20 protein-coding genes are annotated in these 22,008 nt (G+C 53.6%); 5 read left to right on the forward strand and 15 right to left on the reverse strand.

The features are described from left to right. Positions 1 to 29 precede the first annotated feature (29 nt). From OR573_11545 to OR573_11560, 4 genes are all read right to left on the reverse strand, one after another. Positions 30 to 647: a LysE family transporter gene (locus tag OR573_11545; GenBank protein XGA79132.1), complete on the reverse strand. Its 618-nt coding sequence runs from the start codon at positions 645 to 647 to the stop codon at positions 30 to 32. Positions 648 to 851: 204 nt separating this feature from the next. Beyond that, positions 852 to 1,328, reverse strand: coding sequence for an META domain-containing protein (locus OR573_11550; GenBank protein ID XGA79133.1), 477 nt, complete (start codon positions 1,326 to 1,328; stop codon positions 852 to 854). Then, positions 1,329 to 1,769, reverse strand: coding sequence for a lactoylglutathione lyase (gloA, locus tag OR573_11555; protein ID XGA79134.1), 441 nt, complete (start codon positions 1,767 to 1,769; stop codon positions 1,329 to 1,331). It abuts the gene before it with no gap. A gap of 42 nt (positions 1,770 to 1,811) precedes the next feature. Then, on the reverse strand, positions 1,812 to 2,306 hold the full coding sequence (locus tag OR573_11560) for a DUF411 domain-containing protein (GenBank protein ID XGA79135.1): 495 nt from the start codon (positions 2,304 to 2,306) through the stop codon (positions 1,812 to 1,814). A 75-nt stretch (positions 2,307 to 2,381) separates the two neighbouring features. On the opposite strand from OR573_11560, the gene OR573_11565 reads away from it, so the two are divergent. Next, positions 2,382 to 3,449, forward strand: coding sequence for a metal-dependent hydrolase (locus OR573_11565; protein XGA79136.1), 1,068 nt, complete (start codon positions 2,382 to 2,384; stop codon positions 3,447 to 3,449). 64 nt (positions 3,450 to 3,513) lie between these two features. Here the strand turns inward: OR573_11565 and OR573_11570 are convergent, their stop codons facing one another. Further along, the gene (locus tag OR573_11570) at positions 3,514 to 3,765 is read right to left on the reverse strand and encodes a transposase (protein ID XGA79137.1); all 252 of its coding nucleotides are present in this window, start codon (positions 3,763 to 3,765) and stop codon (positions 3,514 to 3,516) included. Between the two features lie 572 nt (positions 3,766 to 4,337). Between OR573_11570 and OR573_11575 the strand changes: the two genes are divergently transcribed. Beyond that, on the forward strand, positions 4,338 to 5,096 hold the full coding sequence (locus tag OR573_11575; protein ID XGA79138.1) for a response regulator transcription factor: 759 nt from the start codon (positions 4,338 to 4,340) through the stop codon (positions 5,094 to 5,096). A gap of 98 nt (positions 5,097 to 5,194) precedes the next feature. On the opposite strand, the gene OR573_11580 is transcribed toward OR573_11575, so the two are convergent. After that, a complete protein-coding gene (locus OR573_11580; GenBank protein XGA79139.1) occupies positions 5,195 to 5,452 on the reverse strand; it encodes a hypothetical protein in 258 nt (85 codons plus the stop codon). Between the two features lie 348 nt (positions 5,453 to 5,800). On the opposite strand from OR573_11580, the gene OR573_11585 reads away from it, so the two are divergent. Beyond that, complete coding sequence (locus OR573_11585; GenBank protein ID XGA79140.1) at positions 5,801 to 6,553, forward strand: hypothetical protein; 753 nt, start codon at positions 5,801 to 5,803, stop codon at positions 6,551 to 6,553. A 4-nt stretch (positions 6,554 to 6,557) separates the two neighbouring features. Further along, positions 6,558 to 7,130: a FlgO family outer membrane protein gene (locus OR573_11590; GenBank protein XGA79141.1), complete on the forward strand. Its 573-nt coding sequence runs from the start codon at positions 6,558 to 6,560 to the stop codon at positions 7,128 to 7,130. A gap of 49 nt (positions 7,131 to 7,179) precedes the next feature. Here OR573_11590 and OR573_11595 read toward each other — a convergent pair whose 3' ends face one another. From OR573_11595 to OR573_11635, 9 genes are all read right to left on the reverse strand, one after another. After that, a complete protein-coding gene (locus tag OR573_11595; protein ID XGA79142.1) occupies positions 7,180 to 13,518 on the reverse strand; it encodes a hypothetical protein in 6,339 nt (2,112 codons plus the stop codon). A 156-nt stretch (positions 13,519 to 13,674) separates the two neighbouring features. Continuing rightward, the gene (locus OR573_11600) at positions 13,675 to 14,460 is read right to left on the reverse strand and encodes a YdcF family protein (GenBank protein XGA79143.1); all 786 of its coding nucleotides are present in this window, start codon (positions 14,458 to 14,460) and stop codon (positions 13,675 to 13,677) included. Between the two features lie 148 nt (positions 14,461 to 14,608). Next, complete coding sequence (locus OR573_11605) at positions 14,609 to 15,655, reverse strand: porin (GenBank protein ID XGA79144.1); 1,047 nt, start codon at positions 15,653 to 15,655, stop codon at positions 14,609 to 14,611. Between the two features lie 237 nt (positions 15,656 to 15,892). Next, positions 15,893 to 16,672: a ProQ/FINO family protein gene (locus OR573_11610; GenBank protein ID XGA79145.1), complete on the reverse strand. Its 780-nt coding sequence runs from the start codon at positions 16,670 to 16,672 to the stop codon at positions 15,893 to 15,895. 1 nt (position 16,673) lies between these two features. Beyond that, the gene (locus OR573_11615; GenBank protein ID XGA79146.1) at positions 16,674 to 17,255 is read right to left on the reverse strand and encodes a dihydrofolate reductase; all 582 of its coding nucleotides are present in this window, start codon (positions 17,253 to 17,255) and stop codon (positions 16,674 to 16,676) included. Beyond that, positions 17,252 to 18,025, reverse strand: coding sequence for a thymidylate synthase (locus OR573_11620; GenBank protein XGA81733.1), 774 nt, complete (start codon positions 18,023 to 18,025; stop codon positions 17,252 to 17,254). The genes OR573_11615 and OR573_11620 overlap by 4 nt, the downstream gene beginning before the upstream one ends. Positions 18,026 to 18,172: 147 nt before the next feature. Then, complete coding sequence (gene lgt / locus OR573_11625) at positions 18,173 to 18,964, reverse strand: prolipoprotein diacylglyceryl transferase (protein XGA79147.1); 792 nt, start codon at positions 18,962 to 18,964, stop codon at positions 18,173 to 18,175. A gap of 18 nt (positions 18,965 to 18,982) precedes the next feature. Beyond that, positions 18,983 to 19,780 carry a sulfite exporter TauE/SafE family protein gene (locus OR573_11630; protein ID XGA79148.1) on the reverse strand — a complete coding sequence of 266 codons (798 nt, stop codon included), beginning with the start codon at positions 19,778 to 19,780 and terminating at the stop codon, positions 18,983 to 18,985. Beyond that, entirely contained in the window at positions 19,777 to 20,952 is a 1,176-nt protein-coding gene (locus OR573_11635; protein XGA79149.1) for a response regulator, read from the reverse strand. Before OR573_11635 ends, OR573_11630 begins: the two co-directional genes overlap by 4 nt. Before the next feature lie 258 nt (positions 20,953 to 21,210). Here OR573_11635 and OR573_11640 point away from each other — a divergent pair, with 258 nt between their 5' ends. Then, positions 21,211 to 21,984: an NRDE family protein gene (locus OR573_11640; protein ID XGA79150.1), complete on the forward strand. Its 774-nt coding sequence runs from the start codon at positions 21,211 to 21,213 to the stop codon at positions 21,982 to 21,984. Positions 21,985 to 22,008: the final 24 nt, after the last annotated feature.

Raw genomic sequence — 22,008 nt, forward strand, 5'->3', positions numbered from 1 at the left:
ACATTTTCGAGACATTCAGGTACAAGTGTTTAACGAGATGACACAGCCAAAAAGGCCCCAGCGGATACAAATGCTCCGCCAAAAACCCTGTTCTGTAAGCGCAACATTCGAGTATCTTGGAACCAGTTACTCAACCTACCAGCCAGCAAGGCATAAACGGTCATTATGACGACATCTACCCCCACCATGGTTGCACCGATGATCAGATACTGTGGTAATTGGGGTGCACTGGCATCGATAAACTGAGGAACAAAAGCAGCAATAAAAATGACTGCTTTGGGGTTAGTAAGGTTGACGAGCAAGCCTTGTCGGAAAAGTTTCCTGTTGATGGCAATGTTAAACTTGCTTGTATCAATCGGTTCAACGCTAGCTCGCCATTTTTGAATCCCCAGCCAACATAAGTAAACTGCCCCAATGATCTTCATCATCATAAAGGCGACATTCGAAGTTGCCAGCAGAGCACCAAGTCCAAGTGCGACAATGAAGAGGTGAATCAACAAGGCAAGCTCTAAGCCAAAAAGCGCATGAAAAACAGATTTGTATCGATAACGTAGTCCAGTAGCCAATACAAGCATAGAGCCAGGACCTGGGGTAATAGCAATGACCGCAGCAGCAACAACAAAAGCAAGCCAAAGACTTATGCTCATCGCAAAAACCCCTCCTGCAAAAGGCTATCTCGGTTGTCTAGATAGCGCTCTACAGAAACAAACTTAGAACCCACTTGGACAGTGTGCGAGATGCTGGGTAATTGAGCTTCCTTTTCGAAAGCGGATTGACGCGCGCTTTGTTGCCCGCTTCAATCCGCCTTTTAAGGGTTAACGCTCAGTGTGATGTATCTGTACAGCAGCTGATCAATCAGCCTGACGCCAGCCACCTAACACCCGGCTGTCGGATGCAAAGAATACCAGGCGATCATGGTCAATCAGATAACGGTAAGCGTTCAGCATCATATCGGTTACCCGCTGGGCATCGCCCATATTCGGGCAGGCCATGCGGGTAGATGCCATCTGTTTGAACTCAATGCGCTGATTCTCACCCAGCTCGACCTGGCCAAAGAAACGGTTGCAGCCATCAAAGCCGTTGACGCTGCCGTCGCTACCGATTTCAAAATAAGGCCTCTCGTCAAACTCCAGGCGCTCATCCGTGCCCAGCAGCAGAAAGTTCCAGCGCTGGTCAACCACCGCTGACGGCTGGCTGCTGGCCTCAGCGTTATCAGCATCAACCGGCGCCTCTGGGGTTGAGCCGCAGGCGGTTAACAACAGCATGGCAGCACCTGCAAGGGCAATACGTCCGTCCTTGAAGACGTTCTTAAAGGCACTCTTTTTCACTTACCAACTCCCTGTATTTTCCATTGAGGCCCATGGCTCCTGAGGCGGCTGCGCATCACCTTTCTGCAACAGCTCGACCGAAATGCCATCGGGGGATTTAACAAAGGCCATATGGCCATCTCGGGGTGGCCGATTAATGGTTACCCCGTCGTCCTGCAACTTCTGGCAAAGCGCGTAGATATCGTCAACCCGGTAAGCCAGATGACCGAAATTGCGCCCGCCGCTATATTCCTCCGGATCCCAATTATAGGTCAGTTCCAGCTCAGGCGCCTGTAACTCTCTCGAACGTTCTTCATCGTCCGGCGCGGCGAGAAAAATCAGCGTAAATCGGCCTTTTTCACTTTCCTTGCGACGTACTTCCTTGAGGCCTAACAGATCACAGTAGAAATGCAGGGAAGCGTCAATATCACTGATGCGCACCATGGTATGTAAAAACTGCATACGGACTCCTTTGACGATCTAAAGACTCATTTTTCCGAGGGTTTACTGGAGATACTCGCGGAAAATTTCCGGGGGCTGACTGTCGCGTGTCCAACTCAACACAGCATAGTCATCCACTCGCCCGGTTTCCATGCCTGGTGAGCCGTGAGGCATCCCCGGCACAGCCAGCCCAGCCACCTCGGGGCGTTCTTCCAGTAGCGCCTTGATATCATCAGCGGGCACATGACCTTCAATCACATAGCCATCCACGATCGCCGTATGACAGGAGGCGATCTCAGGAGTGACGCCCTGTTCGACCTTGACGCCGCGAACATCATTATGGCGCTGATGATCCACCTCGAACCCGTTAGCTTCAAGGTGCTCTACCCAGGCACCACAGCAACCGCAGTTGGGGTCGCTATGCACTTCGACGGTAGAAGCGGCCATGGCCGACGTCGTCAAACCAACGAGCGCCAGCGGCACCAGATAGCGCAGGCCAGCGGCCAAAATGCCTGGCTTCTGGGTAGCAAGCCACTTATCTGTACAGTTATTTGACATATAGGCACCCTTATTAAACATTGTGTATAGTTATCACCTTTACATACTAGCGGTGTTTACGCTCAGGAGAAAGCAGTGGACTCAATGACGCAAGCAGCCCTAGGGGCTGCCATCGGTGGTGCTGTGCTGGGCAGACGGCTGGGACGCAAGGCCATTCTGCTAGGTGCGGTTGTGGGCACCCTGCCAGACCTTGATGTGGTGATTGACTACGGCGATGCGGTTGCCAACGTCACCAAGCACCGTGGTTTCAGCCATTCACTGTTTGTGCTGGCCGGGTTAGGCACGCTGCTGGCCCTGCTGAGCGCGCGATTTGCCCCTGCTCGGGATATCCCGCTGCGCCACTGGCTGCTGTTCTTTCTGTTGATTTTGCTTACACATCCAGTGCTGGACGCTTTGACCACCTACGGTACCCAATTGTTCTGGCCAATGACCTCGCCTCCTGTCGCCTGGCCCATCGTGTTTATCATCGACCCCTTGTACACCCTGCCGTTACTAATAGCGCTTGTCTGGGCCTTGTTCGACCGTAAAGTGGTCTATCGCTGTGGCTGGGCTCTGAGCCTTTCCAGCCTTTACCTGGTGTTTGCCCTAGGCGCCAAGGTAAGCGTGGAGCAGCGTCTGGCGCCCGTACTGGCGGCGCAGGGGCTGGAATCGGCCCCGCGTCTGGTACAGCCCGCTCCCTTTACCACGCTGCTTTGGCGCGTGAGTGTGATGGACGGCGATCGCCACTATGAGAGTCTTGTCAGCCTGTTTGACCAGAACCCGCCGCAGCTTGAAGCAATGACGCGACAAACCCAACTGGCAGAAGACTTTCAACAGGATGCTCGTATTCAGCGTCTGAAATGGTTTACCGGCGATTTCCTACGCTATGACAGCCATCAATCAGGTGATCAGGAAACGCTGCAGGTAACCGATGTACGCCTGGGCTTTCCCGGCTTTTACCCGTTCACCTATCAACTGGCGACGCGTTCTGATGCAAACAGCCAATGGCAGGCTGTTGACGTTTCCTTCCAGGTCAGCAGTGAACGCGGCCTCTCTGGCGATACGTTCAAGCGCTTGGGGTTACGGGCACTGGGCAACGAGCAGGCGCTTTGCGCTAGCGCTTTTGTGGAACCACGCTGGAAGCTGGCTTCACCTGCTTGCTGAGGGAAAAGGATTCAGCAAACCATAAAAAACAGCGCACCAGAATGCATAGACCATGGTGCCGCTGTTATGGGCCAGACACCACGATCTCACGGTACAGCTCGTCTGTACTGGGCTCATCGGATTGCTTGCCGACATTCTTCTTGCCTTCGAAAAGGTCGGGAGCGTTCTCCAGCAACTCGCGCTTCCAGGTGCTGACTATGGAGGGGTGGATCTGAAAACGAGCAGCAATTTCGGATGTGGTCTGGTCGCCCTTGAGGGCGGCCAGGGCGACTTTGGACTTGAATGATGCGCTGTATTGCTTGCGTTTCTTGCTCATGATTCTCCTCCTTATGGAGATGATGAATCAGAGCTTAGGCATCTGTCCAAATTTTGGGGTCCACTTCAAATTCACTGGCTTTCCCTGGATCACTTTCTTCAAGATCCAAAAATGTCAGTAAATCTTTAACAATCAGGAAGATAGACAAACCCCTTATCATAAACAAATTGAAATAATTGGCAACATAAAACTGACAACGTAAACTGCAACCTCCCATCGCAAAGTCAATAAAAAATACCCTGCCCCCACTTTCAGACAGTCACTTGTGAACAAAACCAGGTCATTCAATCAGGCTTTTGCGTCACGTAACGCAATTTTTTTAAGGAAAAATGTCGGTAAAACCAGATATTCAACGCCTTTCTAGGCGCTGAGCGCCAATTTTCAGGATGAAATAGAAAAGCGATTCAGCCAAGCTATCCATACAAAAAACTAACCTAGACACAAATTATGAAAAGTATAGAAATGTATGGAAAAAAAATGTATATTAACAAAAGAATTCAATTTGTATCATTATAATATAAATACACCTGTCAATGGAAAGCCACTCATCCGACCGAATTGAAGAAACGCCTATGCGCATTGCAATTGTAGAAGACGACAAAGTGTTACTTCATCGCATCAGCAAAGCATTGCTCGATGGTTTTGAAGAAAGAGAGATCCAGGCCGACGTCACTTTGCTGCAATCCAATAACGCTTTTATAAAAATTGCTAGCCGTAAAAGTTTTGACCTGGTGTTACTGAACTGGGGTCTGTCTGACAACAAAGGGCTTGATCTAATTGACTGGATGGAAACATGCCTGAAGGCCCAGCCCGCCGTTCTGGTAGTCACTCAGCGCGAGACAGAGCGCGACATTGTTGAAGCCCTGGACGCAGGTGCTGATGGCATTGTCACCAAACCGGTTCGTCCACGTGAATTGGCTGCACGCGCCTTCGCTATCACCCGCCGCCACTTATTGCGTACTCACAGCGCTACCAAGCAAAATGAACTGACATTCAGACACTTGAAACTGAATCCCAGCCGTGAAATGGCTTTCGTCAACGGCGAGGAAGTGCCTATGACGCATCAGGAGTTTCGTCTGGCGCACCTATTGCTAACCCAGATGAATAGCTCGCTATCACGTACCTACCTCCATGAGTACATATGGGGACATTGCGATAACCCGAATACGCGCACACTGGATGTACATGTCCACAGAGTACGCCGAAAGCTCAAGTTAACCGTCGAGTACGGATGGAATCTGGTGTCTGTCTATGGCCATGGTTACAGCCTGCAGACCTTGGATAAGCCGCAGGAAAACCAGAGTTCAGGCATGGAAGCCAAAGCGGTATAATTCAGTCAATCGGGTCATGGCATCTTTCGGCAAGACACAAAATGGCCGGTGAAGCGGGCTTTCAAGACGCACACCGGCAACCATCGCCATCAGAGACCCTAGTCGCCCAGAGCACGATCACGTACTTTTACGACCGGCTCGAGCAGATAATCAAGTACGCTACGCTTGCCGTTGAGGATATCTACCTGCGCGTCCATTCCAAGAATCACATCAAGCGGTTGTTCATCTATGCCGTATAAATTGCCACTGGTGCGCATCTGCACGGAGTACATCAATTCAGAAGACTGCCCGCTGGGCACTTCAACGGCATCTACCCAGACATTCTGCCCCGGCGCCAGGCCTAGCAATGCCACCACCGTCCAGGTGCCCCCCTCAAACCGAAAGGCAACAGGAAGGCCAATGCCTTCCTATTTAGCCAGAGGTACCCAATGGGCCTCGGTAACAAAGTGGTAAGAGGTAAAACGCTGCCACATTAAACCGCTGTGCGCCGACCATGAGGGAGAAACTAATGATGCGCCACTCAACATCCTGACTCCTCACATAGTTTAATTTATGCCGTCAAATAAATCAGAAAATTGGCTTTTCAACGTTATCTAGCTTTTGACTCAAATATTATGAATTTAAGTTTCATACCGTATAGCCGATCTTAGAGGGACGTGGCAGACTCGTCTACCAAATGCTGTTTTATCGGGAAGGAACTACCAGTGTCGTCTTATACACTTGATACGCCTTACAAGCAGCCCGCCGGCGCGTTGCTTTGGCTACGCCTGTTCGCCATTGGCGCAGCAGCAGTGACGCTAAGTGGCTGTTTCAGTAAGAATACCTCACAAGCGCCGATTGCGACGACCTACCCCTACAGTGAGCAGCAGCGCATGCAGGCCGCCCACCATTGGGATGTGTTGGCCAACCACCAGGCGGAAGGCATTGTCAGCCAGGCAGACACCCGTTTTCGTGATTTATATATTCTGCCAGCCTCGGAAGATATGTCACCGATGCAGGGTGGTGAATTCAATCGTGGCTTTCGTGACTTACTGACCAGCCAACTGGTCTCACGCGGTGTGCGAGTCGTGCAGGCACCGCATGAAAACAGTGCCTCTATCCAGGTGAATGTAGAGGTTGTCGAACATCGGGGGCGTCGCTTGGTGCGCCCACCCAACGGCGTGCTGACGGCCCTGGCGGGCGGAATCGCCGTGGCTACCTACCCCATCAATCATTGGAAAGAACCGGCTCTGGCCCTGTTACCCCTGGCAGCGGCAGCAGATGTCTCCAGCGGTAGCTGGACAAGCGAAGGTAACGAGGAAATCATTGTCACCACACAGATTATTGATGACAATCAGATCCTCTATTCGTCATCCAATATTTATTACACTAATCAAGAAGACCGCCGCCATTACGCGCCCAATCAAGTGGTTAAACCACCTGCCATACCCACTATTTCCATTTCGGACGCCTGGTAAGCCTATGCACCTGATTCCGTTTTTACCTCTGAACCTGTCTGTATTGCGCGGCATTCTATTGGCGTTCATGACGATTATATTAAGCGCCTGCTCACTGCTGGATACCGGTAGCTCAGCGCCGCCTCCCCAGCCTGATCTTTCGGAACTCGCCCATCAAGCGGCAGAAAAGATCGTGTCAGGTAATCCTGATATTACCAATTACAGCCCGATGATTGCGTCCACCTTTGTGGATATCGATAACCTGAGCCAATCCTCAACCTTTGGCCGCATCAGCTCGGAAATCATGGCATCAGCGCTGGCGCGCTACGGTATGCAGGTGCGTGAAATTAAGATGCGCGACAGCATGTTCATTGAAGAAAGCGTGGGCGAGCTGATCCTCTCACGTCAGGTGCAGCGCCTGAGTGCCCAGCACGACGCCCGTTCAATACTAATGGGCACTTACGCCCAGGGGCAGGATTACATCTACGTAAGCGCGCGAGTAGTAAGCACAGGGAATGCCATGGTGCTGGGAACGGCCGATTTTCGCCTGCCGCTGGATAATAATACCCGTAGCCTGCTCGACGATGGTGGTTGGTAGCAGAAAGAATGGCTGGACCGAAAATCATCGGCCCAGCCACATTCAGGCGCTAACTGCCTGACTGATTGTCGTAACTGGTCAACCAGTTCTCCTCATTGAAGTTATCCAGCGTGACATTCTCGAAGTTGGCCAATAACTGCGCCTCAGGCGAGGTATCCGCCACGCCTTCCACCCGGTATAGCTGGGCATCGTCGCCAATCGTCAGCGTTTCACCGTTACCTGCCAGCAGATAAGCCACCTCGCCATCCTCAAGGCCGAGATCATTCAGCCAGCCGGTGTCTGCACCAGTGAACTCAGCGGTGGTGAAGACCGCAAAAGCCACGTCTGCTCCCAAGGCCTCACTTTCATCGGTGTATTGCGCGAAATTAGCGTTTTCCCAATCAGGGTTATCATAGCCACGCAGTTGGGTAAGCTCGGTTTCAGCCAAGTCTACCAATAACTGATCCGTTCCTTCTGGTGGGGCGCCGGTGGTGAAGTCAGTAAAGCTTTCAGGAGCGCTCCCCGCCGCAGGATTCCCATCCAGGCTGTATTCAACTGTCTCACCCGAACGCACATAGTTATCCAGTGCTTCCAGCTCAGTGAACTGATCCAGGGTAATTTGATCATCAGTGATATTAAGCGCTTCCGACCGTGTGAGATGGCCCACTTCGCCTGCCGCCAGAATCACCTCGGCCGAATCAAGTACCGTCCAATCAAACAGTTCATCCACGTTCGGGTTGCTAGGCGCAAGGGCACCCTCAAGAATGCTTTCGACACGGGCTAAAGTATCGCTGGCTTCGGTGACACTCAGCTCATCCGGCGTATAGGCCTCACCCGGCACGATTTCATAGCGCTCGAAGGGCTCGCCACTCTCCACCGCCTGCGCCAGGGTATAACTCACCCGAGTTTGATCACTCAGCAATAAACTCCCCGTGTTTTCCACTGACCCCAACTCAGACAACAGCGTGTGATAATCGCTGTAGTTAATGACGCTTTGACTGATAAGAACGGTTTGCGCCTGCGCCACTTCCCGTGATGTCAGGTTATCAACCAGGGTGTCAGCACTATCGTCAAGATTCCATTCAAGCGTGTCCAACGGATTATTGGCGGCATCATCCACCACGCTGAGCATCCCACTTGCCTGCGCTACCGTGATGGTATTACTGAGGATGCTGCCAGACGTAATCGCATAATTATCCAGCAAATTACCGCTTGACGCCGGATCAAACCCATCGGTCGTCGTGAAGGCTTCATCAAGGGTGTAAGCCACCGCTTCTGTATCGCGCGCATAGTTATCCAGCGCACTCAACTCGGTGAACTGATCCAGGGTGATCTGATTATTGGCCACATTGATCGCATCGGCCCGGGTGAGATAATCCACATTACCTGCCGCCAGAATTGCTTCAGCCGAGTCACGTACCGTCCAGTTAAACAGCTCGTCTACATTTATGCTGCTGGAGGCCAGGGCACCCTCCAGAATGCTTTCAACACGCGCCAGCGTATCTCTCGCACTGGTGACATTAAGCCCGCTCGGGGTATAAGGCTCATCCGGGGCAATTTCATAGGCTCCGACGAGCTCGTCACTCTCCACTGCCTGCTGAAGAGTGTAGAGCACACGCGTCCCCTCAAGTGACAGGCTGCCGGTATCATCGGCAGCAGACCCCAGATCCGCTAACAACGTCAGATAATCGTTGTAACTGATGATATCGTCCGTCAGGGTAACGGTTTGCGCCTGAGTCACGGCTGGAGTTGCCAGGTTATCAAGCAATGCCTGAACGTTGTCATCAAGCTGCCAGACAAGGTTCGCCAAGGGATCATTGGCGGCCGCATCAACCACATTAACCAGCGTAGTAGCCTGAGCCACCGTAATAACATTCGTGAGCTCGCTCTCTGGTGTGATGGCGTAATTATTCAGCAGCGCATCAACGGAAGCCGGATCAAACTCATTTGTGGCACTGAACGCTTCATCCAGGGTATAGGCCACCGCTTCCGTGCCACGCTCGTAGTTATCCAGCGCATCCAGCGCCGTGAACTGATCCAGAGTGACCTGGCTATCAATGACATTCAGGGTGTCAGCCCGGGTGAGATGATCCACACCACCGGCGGCCAGAATCGCTTCGGCGGAATCGCGTACCGTCCAATTAAACAGCACGTCGGCATCCGCATCATCAGGTGCAAAGGCACCATCAAGAATGCTTTCGACACGTGTCAGAGTATCGCTGGCTTCTGTGACGCTGAGATCATTCCGGGGATAGGTAGCCTCCGGTACAATTTCATAGGCCTCGACAGGCCCGTCATTCTCGACCGCCTGCTGCAGGGTATACAGCACCCGCGTACCGGCCAACGATAGACTACCGGCATCTTCCGCAGAACCCAGAGCATCCAGCAGCGTCTGATAGTCGTCGTATTCAATCACCTCATCGCTGATGGTAACGGTTTGCGCCTGAGCCACTTCAGGGGTTGCCAGGTTATCCAGGAGCACTGGAGTACTGTCATCAAGCTGCCAGTTCAAGGTGGCCAAGGGGTCGTTAGCCGCCTCCTCAACCACCACATTAACCAGAGTACTGGCCTGCTCAACCGAGATAATCTCAGTGAGACTACTGTCTGCCGTGATCGCATAATTATCCAGCAAATTACCCAGTGACGCTGGATCAAAGCCATCGGTCGTGCTGAACGCCTGGTCAAGGGTATAGGCCACCGCTTCCCCATCGCGCACATAGTTATCCAGCGTATTCAGTGCCGTAAACTGCTCCAGAGTGATCTGCTCATCGGTAACATTGATAACATCAGCCCGCGTAAGGGGGGTTATGTCACCGGCAGCCAGAATCGCCTCGGCAGAATCGTTCACCGACCAGCTGAACAGCTCATCCACGTTGGCATCCTCAGGTGCCAGCGCACCCTCCAGAATGCTTTCGACTTGTGCCAATGTCTCCCTGGTCTCGTTGATACTCAGCCCGTTTAGGGTATACGCCTCATCTGGCACAATTTCATAGGCATCGACAGTGCCTCCGCTCTCCACCGCCTGCTGCAGGGTATAGCGCACCAGGGTGTCATCCAGCACAAAACGCCCGCCATCTTCGGCACGTCCAAGGGCATCAATCAGCTGCTGATAATCCAGGTAATTGATGATGTCATCGGTCAGGGTGACCTGATCAGCTGCGGTAATGGCACGATTGTCAGCACTTTCCAGGGTGGGCAGGACGTTGGCCAGCCCATCAAGCACCTGCCACTCCAATGCGTCCAGTGCCACCGTATTCTCGGCATTATCGAGAATTTCCAGCGCTGTCTGGGCACGTGCAACCTCGACCTCGCCCAGAGGTTGACGAATATCAAGCTCATAGCTAGCAGGCAGTGTGTCAGCATCTACCGCACTCAAGGCTTCCTGCATGGTGTAAGAGATGATTTCATCGCCGGCCACATAGTTATCCAGCCCTTGAAGTAACTCATTTTCCCGCAGGGAAATACGCGCGTTAGTGACACTCACTTGGTCAGCATTCTGAATATAGGGCTGGCCTATCGTCGCCTCTGCGGTAATCGCAGCGGCCATATCCTCAATGCGCCAGATGAAGATCTCGCCAATATCCAGCTCGGCGGTATTATCCGCATTCTCTATCAACGCCAACGCCTGAGTATAGGACGCTTGCGCCTGATTAACGCTCAGCGCACCCGGAGGCGCCCACAAAGCGTCAGGGTCAATCGCGTAGGAACCGTCTGGCGATAGCTCTTCAGCAAACGCCTGCTCAAGGGTGTATTGGGGGATCACGCCTTCGCTTGCAAAGTTAGCCAGTTCAATTAACTGCTCATACTCACGAACCGGCACATAGGTACTGGTCACCTGAATACTTTGTGCTTGACTAATATGCGCCTGGCCAATATCCGCCACTACTGCACTGGCGGCGTCCTGGATGCTCCAGGTGAACAGGTCATCTGGCAGCGCATCACGGTTACTTGCTCCTTGTATAAACGGATTTACAAGGGCGTATTCGGTCTCGGCCTGATCAACCGTCAAGGTGCCCGCGTCGATGGTTGGCTCCGCTTCCAGGCGGTAGTTACTGGCGATAGGCTCAGCATCCAGCGCCTGCTGAAGCGTGTAGACGACCAGCGTATCCGCCAGCTCGAAAGGCCCTAAGCTGCTCAGCTCAACAAACTGCGCAGGTGTGAGTTCGCTTTCTTCTACCTGGAAGGAATCAGCCAATGCCAGTTCTGGCCGTTCAGGCGACACGGCTAGAATATTGTCAAGCGTATCCTTGATGCTCCAGTCCAATAACTCGCGCCAGGCATCATCGCGTTCTGGTGAGTTCTGGGCGTTATCCAGAATCCGTGCCGCCGTATCAATCAGCGCCGCCCCTCTCTCCAGGCTAACGTCTTGCTCTGCATAGACGGCATCAAGGTCAATGGTGTAGTTGGCAGGCAGGCTCAGGTCGTTATCCAGGTTATCCATCAGCGCCCGCATCATGGTCATAGGCACCACTGTATCGCCAAGATCGAACTCCGCTAAGGTATCCAGCTCGCGATACTGGCCAATCGTGATAGTGGCATCACGCAACGTAACCGAATCAGCTCCCTGAATTTCAGGCCTTGAGAGCGTGTCGGCGGCCAGAATCAGGTCTGCGGTGGATTCCACCGACCAGCGATACTCTGCGCTGGTGGGAATGCGCTCGCTACCACTTTGTACACTATAAGCTGCGTTATCCAACAGGCTATTGACCTGTTGTAGCTGCTCTCCTGCCCGGGTCAGACCCAGCACGCCCGCATTCAACGGCGACTCTGACGGCAAAATGACATACTCACCCGAGGCTGGCGGCGAAGATAACGCAAGCGCTTCTTCCAGCGTGTAATCAACCAGTTCGGCCCGCTCACTGACTTCTGGGAGAATACTGCTATCAGCGCCTTGCGCTTTTATCTGCGCCTCGCTTAGCGGGTTAGCGTTGCCTTCCCGATAAGTATCCAGCAGGTTTTCATCCGGCGTATCGGCAGCGGTATCAAGATCATCCAGCACGCTGACCACAGGAAGCTCAGCCCCTGGCGACCCAATGGCCGATGCCATTTGCGCATTGCTCAAGGTACTGCCGTTATTCACCGCCTCAACCATCATCTGGTAAAGGTTGGACAGGGTAGCATCTGGGCTTTTACCGGCGGCCTGGGCGGCGGATAACACGCTTGCCACCTTGATGCCCGCCACCAGCAGTTCCAGATTTGCGCTGCCTTCCGCCAGGGGGTCAGTGTTACGTAGGTCAATGGGCGCGTCCTGATCCTGCAACCCCAGCGCTCTTAACACCACGGATTCTGCGTTCGTGCTGTTACTTGCGACCATCAGCGTGGTTAGCGGCGTGACAACTGAAAAGCCTTCTGGTGCGCGCAGGGTCAAGTTAAACGGCTGATTGGTCGCAATATCAACACTGCCCTGCATGCCATCAGCGGCGGCCACCGGGTCTACCTGTATATAACCGCTGCCTTGCAACCCTTCAAAAAAGCCGTCCTCGTTGGTGATGACTTCGTTGCCGTCAAACTGCCGAGTCACTTTAGCGCCAGCAATATAGCCATCAATGACAAAACCACTGATGGTTGAAGGCGTAACCTCAGTGCTGCCACTTCCTCCACCGCCGCCGCCAGCAGCGGCGCCCGCCCCGAGAGCAAGCGTACCGCCACCCACATATACCCAAGGGGAAATACCGCCACCGTCAGTATCAGCTGATGCACTGCTGCGGGTATCGCTACTCACCGACCCACCGGTGCTCACTGCACCACTCGACACTACTTGCCCTACCAGCAATGACGACACATCCTCACTGCTGGCAATACCATAGCGAAGGGCATCGTCAGCACCAATCCAGGCAACGTCACCGGTCACATCAACATCACTGCTGCTCAGCAGCAAACGCGCACCGTCTTCACGGGTCACTTCAACAGCACCACTGGGCAAGGCCTGCCAACTGGCTACATCTGGCAATGAGACTAACGAGGTCTGCAATACCCTGCTCTGGCCCAGCGCCTCCAGCAAGGCATCAAGCTCAACAACCACGTCGCCCTCTTCAAGCGCCACATGGCGAGGGGCAATCTCAACGGCTGTGCCACTTTGCATCTCAAGGGTCACCCCGCCGTTAGACTGGCGAACCACCTCCGACACCCCAATAACATCATTGGCCGAGACCTTCAGCTCGTTGGCCAGCGCCGACTGCGCCAGCAGCGGCATGACCAGCGTACTGCCCACTCCGCCACGCTTGATCGCGCGCTGATTGTTCTTTATCCAGCGACGCACAAAGGCAATGCGCTCGCCAGGGTCAAGCGGGATATCAATACGCCGTGCACCGGGCATATCTGACTGTTCAAGTTTTTTGTCCAGGTTGCCTACACGCACACCCGGTAACTGATGACCGCCCAACACAGCGGGGCGGGTCAACGTTTTCACCAGTGCTGCTATCGATACCATGCCAGCCTCTCAGAAATACTTTTTAATTATTTGCTATATTCGCATGCCTGAGTGCTCGACTGCCAATTAACAATACTTTTGAGTAAAGTGGCATAGCTAAAGTGACATGATTGCCTGTTCCAGGTGGGACATGTGTCACGAATGCTCGCGGCCTACCATCAAAAGCCCCAAGGCCTCATAGATAGCCCGTTCGGTTTTACGCAGGTGGCGGGCAGAGGGTATCCAATAGTTCAGGCTGTTAGGCTCATGGTATTCGCCAAGGTAATGCGTTGGCGCCGCAATAGGCGTCAGCCCCACGGTTTCGAAATGACGCATAGCACGGGGCATATGAGAGGCTGATGTCACCAGCAGGATTCGAGCACCAGCGCCCAAACGTTCACGCACCGCGCCAGCTTCACGGCCGGTATCAGTGGGCCAATCCAACACCTGAATCGCAAGCTCCGGAACGCCAAGGGCATCAGCCGCCTTTGCATAGCCTTCAGCGATAGGCGCTTCACCAGCACGTCGGCTGGCACCGGTGACAATCAAGGGCAAGCGGGGAGCCTGGCGCCATAGCCGGATACCTTCCACCAAACGCATACTGGAACTGCCACTTAACCGCGATGTACTGGCATAAGGGGCGTTGGGCTGCCAACCGCCTCCCAGCACCACAATGGCCTCAACAGGCGCCTCACTCTCCAACAACTGCTCATCCGCCAATGACTGAACCGGTTGATAACGTGTTTCCAAAGGGGCCAGCAAACGCTCGGCGACCGGCCCCCAACTGGCCAAAAACAACACAGCCACCCCCAACCCAAAAGCCGCTGCACCTGCCTGCCGATACCGCCCCCAATACAAGAGGCCACCCAGCGCCAATAGCGCAAAGGTAATCGGTAACGGCATGATCAGCTGCGCTGCCAGAGTTTTCAGCAAAGGGTACATAGTTGTTATCCTTAAACCAATGAAGTTGCCACTTCCGATGATCAGGTTTGCTGGCTTCGCCGAGGCGAAAAAAAAACCGGCCCCCTAAAGGGCCGGTTTTATCACACTGGACGTGTGATGGGATACTAACTTGCTTCAAGCCCAAGGCTTAGAAGAAGTAACGTGCGCCTGTCAGCCAGTAGACATCATCGCCGTCTGCTTCAATACCGCCTGATCCAATAGTAACGTCAGGCTGATCGTCCTGCTGGAGTTCCAGGAAGACGTTGAAGTTGCTGGAAACTGTGTAGTAGCTACCCAGTGCCCAGGAAAGACGATCTTCAGCGCCAGCGCCGTCCGGGTTAATGTCGTAGATGTCAGCAGCAAAACCCCAAGGACCAGTAGAATAACTACCGCCCAGACCTACAGTATCGTAACCGCCGCCGAGTGTGTCACTATGCTCACGACCTTCGTACGCCAGACGTACAGAAGCTTGATCGTTGATCGCGTAAGAGCCGACCAGGCCGCCCAGCAACTCACCGTTACCACCGTCACGAATGGTGTCTTCAACAAAACCCAGGCCTAAAGTTACAGGACCCTGCTCGTACTGGACACCACCTTGTGCGGCGATAACACTACCTTCGTCGCGTACGCCTACAACGTTACCGCGATCGCTCAGGTGCTTGGCGCTCAGGAAGACAGTGAAGCCTTCAAGGCTAGGCGTGTAGTAACCGATAGAATCACCACGCGCTTGAAGATCACCACCGTTGCCAGCAGAAAGCTCAAGGCCACGATCAATATAAACGTCAAACGGAGCTGCAACAAAGGTGTTGTAGAAGCTGTCGTAGTTACCGGCTTGGAAGGTACCGTACTGCGCGCTTTTCAGACCAATGTAACTGTGGCGAACTTCGTTGAATCCAGAAGCAGTGTTACGCTCATCACCAGTGAAGCGCCATTCAACGCGACCAAAAGCAGACAGGTCGTTAGTGATCTGCTGGCTCATTGACAGGCCAAGACGCGAATAAACGTCAACGAACTCAGCGCCGTTATCAATTTTCTGACCAGCACTGTTGTATTCAGGGCCGCCACCACGGATACCCATGGCGATACGGCCATTGACGTCAAGCTTAGAGCCATCTTGGTCATATACGGTAGCAGCCTGTGCGCCTGTAGCGGCCATAGAAGCTGCAACTGCAGTTGCTAAAAGTGTCTTTTTCATGAGTAGGTTCCTTAACTAGCTTACTGTTTCGATCGTTAATCAGGCTATTTTGCCTGTATTGGTTAGCGGGTCTGATTTTTTTGACAGGTTATCTGCCTCAGCTCCTCGCCATCCTTGTTGTATTCCAATGCTCGCAAATAGAACTCTATACCGGGATTTGCAGGAACGCAATAGAAAAAAACACTGTTCTTTAATTAATCGTGATTTTTTCTGGAACCTCACCCAGTCTGACGTGTCTCAGCGGGCTTTAAATTTTGCCTGCAAACTGGCCAGTTTTTCTTCCATGCTCAACGGCTGGCTACGAAAGTCTGTTGTCTGTGGGGTATCCGCAAATTCTTCCTGATACTTTTTTTGTGGCTCAACAGCCGCTTTATTATGTGGCTTGGTTTTTTTGGATACCATCTTACCCACCTCAGCCCTTTTAGCTGAGTGCTGTTTTTCTGAATATGGCTTGCCGGATATTTTTTTGCCCGGCTGCTTCCGCAGGCGAGTGGCTTCTGGAGGTTGGGTCTGCTGGTTTGCTTTGCGCTTTTGAGCCGCAAACTCAGCGGCCTGTGCATCCACCACACCGGCACTGTTACCCTCAAGATCTACACGCTCTACGCCTTCCCGCATCGCCTTGATATAGCGCGGCAAATTGACATAGTTGGCTAATGCACGGCGGATCAACTTGTTCGACCAGGGTTCCCTGTCAGCCAGATCCTGATGAATGCCTACCTTGAGCGGTTGAGTGCGGCCCTTGAAAAACGCCTGTGGGTAGCGCTCATACCACTGATCAAGTAGTTGATGAGGGCTAGGAGGAGTCGGTATGGAATCTGGCGATTGAGGGCTGGCATCTGCCTGGTCTGTTGAAGTTTCATCAACTGAAGGCTCATCAACAGGCGGCTGCACTGGCGTACTTTCAGCCAACTGGCTAGTCAACTCGCGGTTTTGCGCTTCCAGTGCCGCAATGACTTGCTGCGCCTCTTTAAGCCGAGCCTCCAGATCATCCAATAGCTGCATCACACTGGCCGACATTTCAATCTCCTTGGCCTGTCACACCTGACAACGCGGGTGCAAGACGCTCATAGATAACAAAATCGTAATCTGGCTGCCCAGGCGGCGGGGAACCTGCTACCCGCTGTTTTTCCTGCCACTGGCTGTCTGCAAGCTCAGGAAAACGGGTGTCTCCTTCAACCTCGACCTTGACTTCAGTAATGTATAGACGCTGAGCAGTATCAAGCGCTTGCGTATAGATCTCGCCGCCGCCCATGACCATCACCTCTTCAGCCGCTTCAATCGTCGCCTGCTGATCAGCCAGTTCCAGGGCATCCTGCAAACAATGGCAGACTCTCACGCCGGGATGCGACCAGTTTTTATCGCGGGTCACTACAATGTTCAGCCGATTGGGCAGCGGCTTACCAATGGAGGCAAAGGTTTTGCGCCCCATCACCAGAGGCTTGGCCTGAGTCATACGCTTGAAGAACTTAAGATCCTCCGGCAGATACCAGGGCAGCTGGCCATCGACACCAATCACTCGATTCTGTGCCATGGCAACAATCATGGCCACAGGTACTAACGGCTCGAAGCTTGCAGATGATGACGGTTTAACAGTGTTCATACGGCTACCTGTGCCTTGATATGGGGATGAGCCTCGTAGGCATCGATGGCAATATCATCAAATGCAAATGTGAACAGATCGTCAACCTGCGGGTTGAGCCTCAACTGCGGCGGCTCATAGGGCTTGCGCGTCAACTGCTCACGGGCCTGTTCAAAGTGGTTCGAGTAGAGATGGGCATCCCCCAGAGTGTGAATAAACTCACCTACTTTCAGGCCGGTGACCTGCGCTACCATACTGAGCAGCAGCGCATAGCTTGCAATGTTGAAGGGCACACCCAGAAAAATATCGGCACTGCGCTGATAAAGCTGGCAAGACAGGCGACCGCCGGCAACATAGAACTGAAACAGGCAGTGACAGGGAGGCAGCTGCATGGCATCCACTTGGGCCGGGTTCCAGGCTGACACAATCAGGCGCCGCGACATCGGGTTAGCCTTGATCTGTTCGACCAGTTGGCTGATCTGGTCAACGCTACCACCCTCTGGACGCGGCCAGCTGCGCCACTGATAGCCGTAGACAGGCCCGAGGTTACCGTCAGCATCGGCCCATTCATCCCAGATACGCACACCGTGTTCCTGCAGATAGGCAATATTGGTTTCACCACGCAGAAACCATAAAAGCTCATGAATGATGGAGCGCAAATGGAGTTTCTTGGTGGTCAACAGCGGAAAGCCACGCGAAAGATCAAAACGCATCTGATGACCGAACACGGAACGGGTACCGACGCCGGTTCGATCATCCCGGTCAACGCCCTGTTCAAGTACATGGCGCATCAGATCCAGATACGGCTGCTCAAGCGCTTGTTGCGAAGTAGGCGTTACATCAGTCACAGAAAATCCAGATTAAAAAGCATTCGGTTAAACATTCTATACCAGCGAAAACGCCCGCTGCCACTCCAACCACTCACCACTTACTATTCACTATTCACCAACCACATCGACAGCTTGCCGCTGCGACCAGGCAATCAATATCAGACCTAGCGCTATCATCGGCAGCGTTAGCAGCATTCCCATGGTGAACCAGCCAAAGGCAAGATAGCCGATATGAGCATCCGGCATACGCACAAATTCGACCATGAAGCGGAAGATGCCGTAACCGGTCAGAAAAGTCCCAGACACCAGGCCACGCTTTTGTGGCTTGGCGGAAATCCACCACAGCAGCACAAACAGCACAACGCCTTCCAGCAGAGCCTCATAAAGCGCTGAAGGGTGCCTCGGTTCCTGCCCCATTCCGGGAAACGGCATGCCCCAGGGCAGGCTGGTCACTCGGCCTGGCAATTCATGATTGATGAAATTGCCAATCCGCCCAGCTCCCAGGCCAATGGGCACCAGCGGTGCAATGAAATCCATCAAGGTCAAAAATGCCAGCTGTTTCTTACGGGCGTAAAGCCAGGCCGCCAGCAGTACCCCCAGAAGCCCGCCATGAAAGCTCATACCGCCATCCCAGACGCGGAACACCCATAGTGGATCAGCGCTCCACTGTTCAAGGCCATAAAACAGCGCATAACCCAACCTTCCGCCTACCACTACGCCAATGGCTGCGTAAAACAGCAGGTCACCGATATCATCACGGGTAAGGCCAATCCGCGCTGCGCGAACGCTGCCCAGCCACCAGGCGGCCACAAACCCCACTACATACATCAGCCCGTACCAGTGAACCTGAAGGGGGCCGACTGCAATCGCGACGGGGTCAATTTCTGGATAAGCAATCATAAATCTTCTCTAAGGCTATCAACCAAGAATGAAACGTAACCCCACCAGGGTCAGCAGGGTCGCAAAGGCGTAACGTAGGATATGCGCGGATAGAACATGTGCCAGTCTGACCCCGAGCCGGGCAAAAGGAACGCTGGTCAAGACAATCCCCAGAAAAGCGGGCCACATGACAAAGCCGGTCGCCGCCGCAGGCAGCAAAGGATGCCCCCAGCCCACGACAATAAAAGTCAGTGCGCCAAACAGTGCGATAGGCAGCCCGCAGGCAGCAGAGGTTCCCACCGCCTGGGTCATTTTTGCGCCACAGCGTGACAGCCAAGGTACTGTCAAGGTACCGCCGCCAATCCCAAACAGGGCTGAAATAGCGCCAATCACTGCCCCTGCCGCCATCATCACCAGTTTGCCCGGAGCCTGGCTGCCCGGCTTGGGCGAAAGCCCCATCACCATCTTCAGTGCCACCAGCAGAACAAAGACACCAAACAAGGTGCCAAGCAAAGTGCCGGAAAGGGTATCAGCCACAAAAACGCCGGCAATAGCGCCCAGCATCAGGCCAGGCAGCAAAGCCATAAACCAGGGTTTATCGACACTGCCCTTACGAAAATGACCATAAGCAGAGGATGCCCCCGTAATCACTATGGTGGCCAGCGAAGTGCCAATTGCCAGGTGCATAAGTACCTCAGGGGCAATACCTTGCCACTCAAAGGCCAATGCCAGCACCGGCACGATGATCAGACCACCGCCAACACCAAACAACCCAGCCATGGTGCCTGCAACTGCACCCAGCAGCAGATAGACCGCAAACGTCAATATCACCGTCATGGCGTTAAAGCCTCGTTAGGTTCATCAGGAAAATGTTCATCAGGAAACCAGGCAACCACACGGCTGATCAGGCTTTCAGGCTGATAAGGTTTGGCGAGCAGATCATTCATACCTGCCTGCAGGCAACGCTCACGGCCAGCCCCGTCAGCGTTGGCCGTGAGCGCCACCAGAATACTGCTGTCCAGTTGCTGCGCCTGTTCGTACCTACGCCACCGTCGACTGGCTTCCAGGCCATCCATTTCCGGCATAAAAATATCCATGAATACCAGATCAAAATGCTGTTGTTGCTGGCAGGCCAGGGCTTTCTCACCACTGTCCACTGCGGTCACCTCAAGGCCAAGCTTATCCAGCACCTGCTTAGCCAACATCAGGTTGACCGGACCATCATCCACCACCAACACACTGGCCCGCCGGGTCGGCATTTTTAGCCTACTGCTCGCCTCAACCGGGGCGTCATCAACAAGGTTACCCAGCAGTGCGCGAATATCGGCTAAACGTTCTTTAAGCTCACTTACACCTTCCACGCCACCGCCTTCAGTGTGTGCAGCCCAGTGGTCTACATACTTGAAAAGCAGGCTGGTCTCGCGACGCAGAAGATTAAGGTAACCGGACTTTAACCGCGATTCTTCCCTTGCCCGGTCACGCCCTAGCTGCAGGTGGTTCAGCTGTTGCCGCGTATGAGCCAGGTCATCCAACAAGGTTTCACGGGAATCTTCGCCACTATGAGTAACGCCAGGCAACACTTTGTAGCCTGAATGGCGCATCACTGCGAGTTGACGATTGACACTTTCAAGGCGCTCCAGAAGGTGTGCTCTCATCCAGGTATCATCATTCACCACAGCAGCAAGCCCTGCACGGTTACAGTGTGAGCCAATCACCCCGACATGCTCCTCAAGTTCACCGATAGTTTGTTCAAACGCCCGCTCGCTACGCCTAGCCCTGGCGCGCAACAAAACGATAAAGACACCAAGGTTCAGGCTGCTGCCGAGCAGTAGTATCGCCATGATGCTCAGAAGGGGCAGCCACAAGGTTTCTGGAGGCTTGCCGCCCATTATCATGGCGGCTACCAGAATGCACAGCAGCACCAATGCCAGCTGCACCAACAGACAAGGCCACAGAACAGGCCAGATGATGTGACGCCAGAAATGCTCCTTGCGATACGAATAGGTCATCAGGCCGTCCTGTTGGCTGGGTGCCTGTTTACAGTTATATGCTCAATACAGCATGATTGCCCAGTGGTCATCTCGGGAGAGCCAGTTTACGCGGCACAGTCAGTGATGTCATGAAGCGATATCATGAAGCTATGCTGATGGTAGTACCTCTGCATTCTACCAGCAGCGCTGTTACCTATATCTTTAGTTATTAAAATAATTAAGCTATTCAAATAGTTACCTTACTCGCTAACGCATACAGACTTTAGGAAGCCAAGCATGTGCCTTCTTGCCTTTGATTGGCAGCCCCAAACGCTGACCCCGCTACGTCTTATCGGCAACCGCGATGAATTTCACGAACGTCCCACCCAGCCACTGCATGGCTGGAACGACGCTCCTATTATCGGTGGTAGGGATCTTCAGGCCGGTGGCTCCTGGCTGGCGATCAACCGGCATAGTGGCCGAGTGGCAACAGTCACCAATGTTCGCGACCCTTACCTGGTGCCCCCTCGGGGAGCTCCCAGCCGAGGCGAGCTGATCCGCCAGGCATTGACTTGCCCCAACCTCGAAGACTGGCTGGAACAGATGAGTCATGATGCTCACCGCTATGCGGGCTTTAACCTGCTGGTAGCGACGTCTGACACCCTCTGGCATATGCATCGCGGGCGCGAAAAAATCACCCTTGGCCGTGTCAGCAAAGGCATCCACGTACTTTCAAATGCGGATCTGGATACCCCTTGGCCCAAGGCACTTAACCTGCAAGCGGCCATGCAAGCTGATAGACAAATACCGCAGGCTCATTGGCCACAAGTTGCGCTAAGGGCTATTCAGCAAAGCCAGGAGGCACCGTCAGAAGCCGTACCTGATACGGGTATCGAACCGGCGCTGGAAAAAAAGCTGTCAGCGGCCTTTATTGTTGGCGAAAGCTATGGAACCCGGGCGACGACTTGGCTGACATGCCACCAGGGTGGATCTATCAGCATCACGGAACAGAGTTTTGGCCCCATGGCAGCTCCCATGGGTGACATCACGCTCACGTTGGAAGCTGCCTGAGCCTGAGTTTTCCTGAAATGAGCT

Origin of the sequence: Halomonas sp. CH40, from assembly GCA_041875495.1 — a bacterium.
Taxonomy (GTDB): domain Bacteria; phylum Pseudomonadota; class Gammaproteobacteria; order Pseudomonadales; family Halomonadaceae; genus Vreelandella.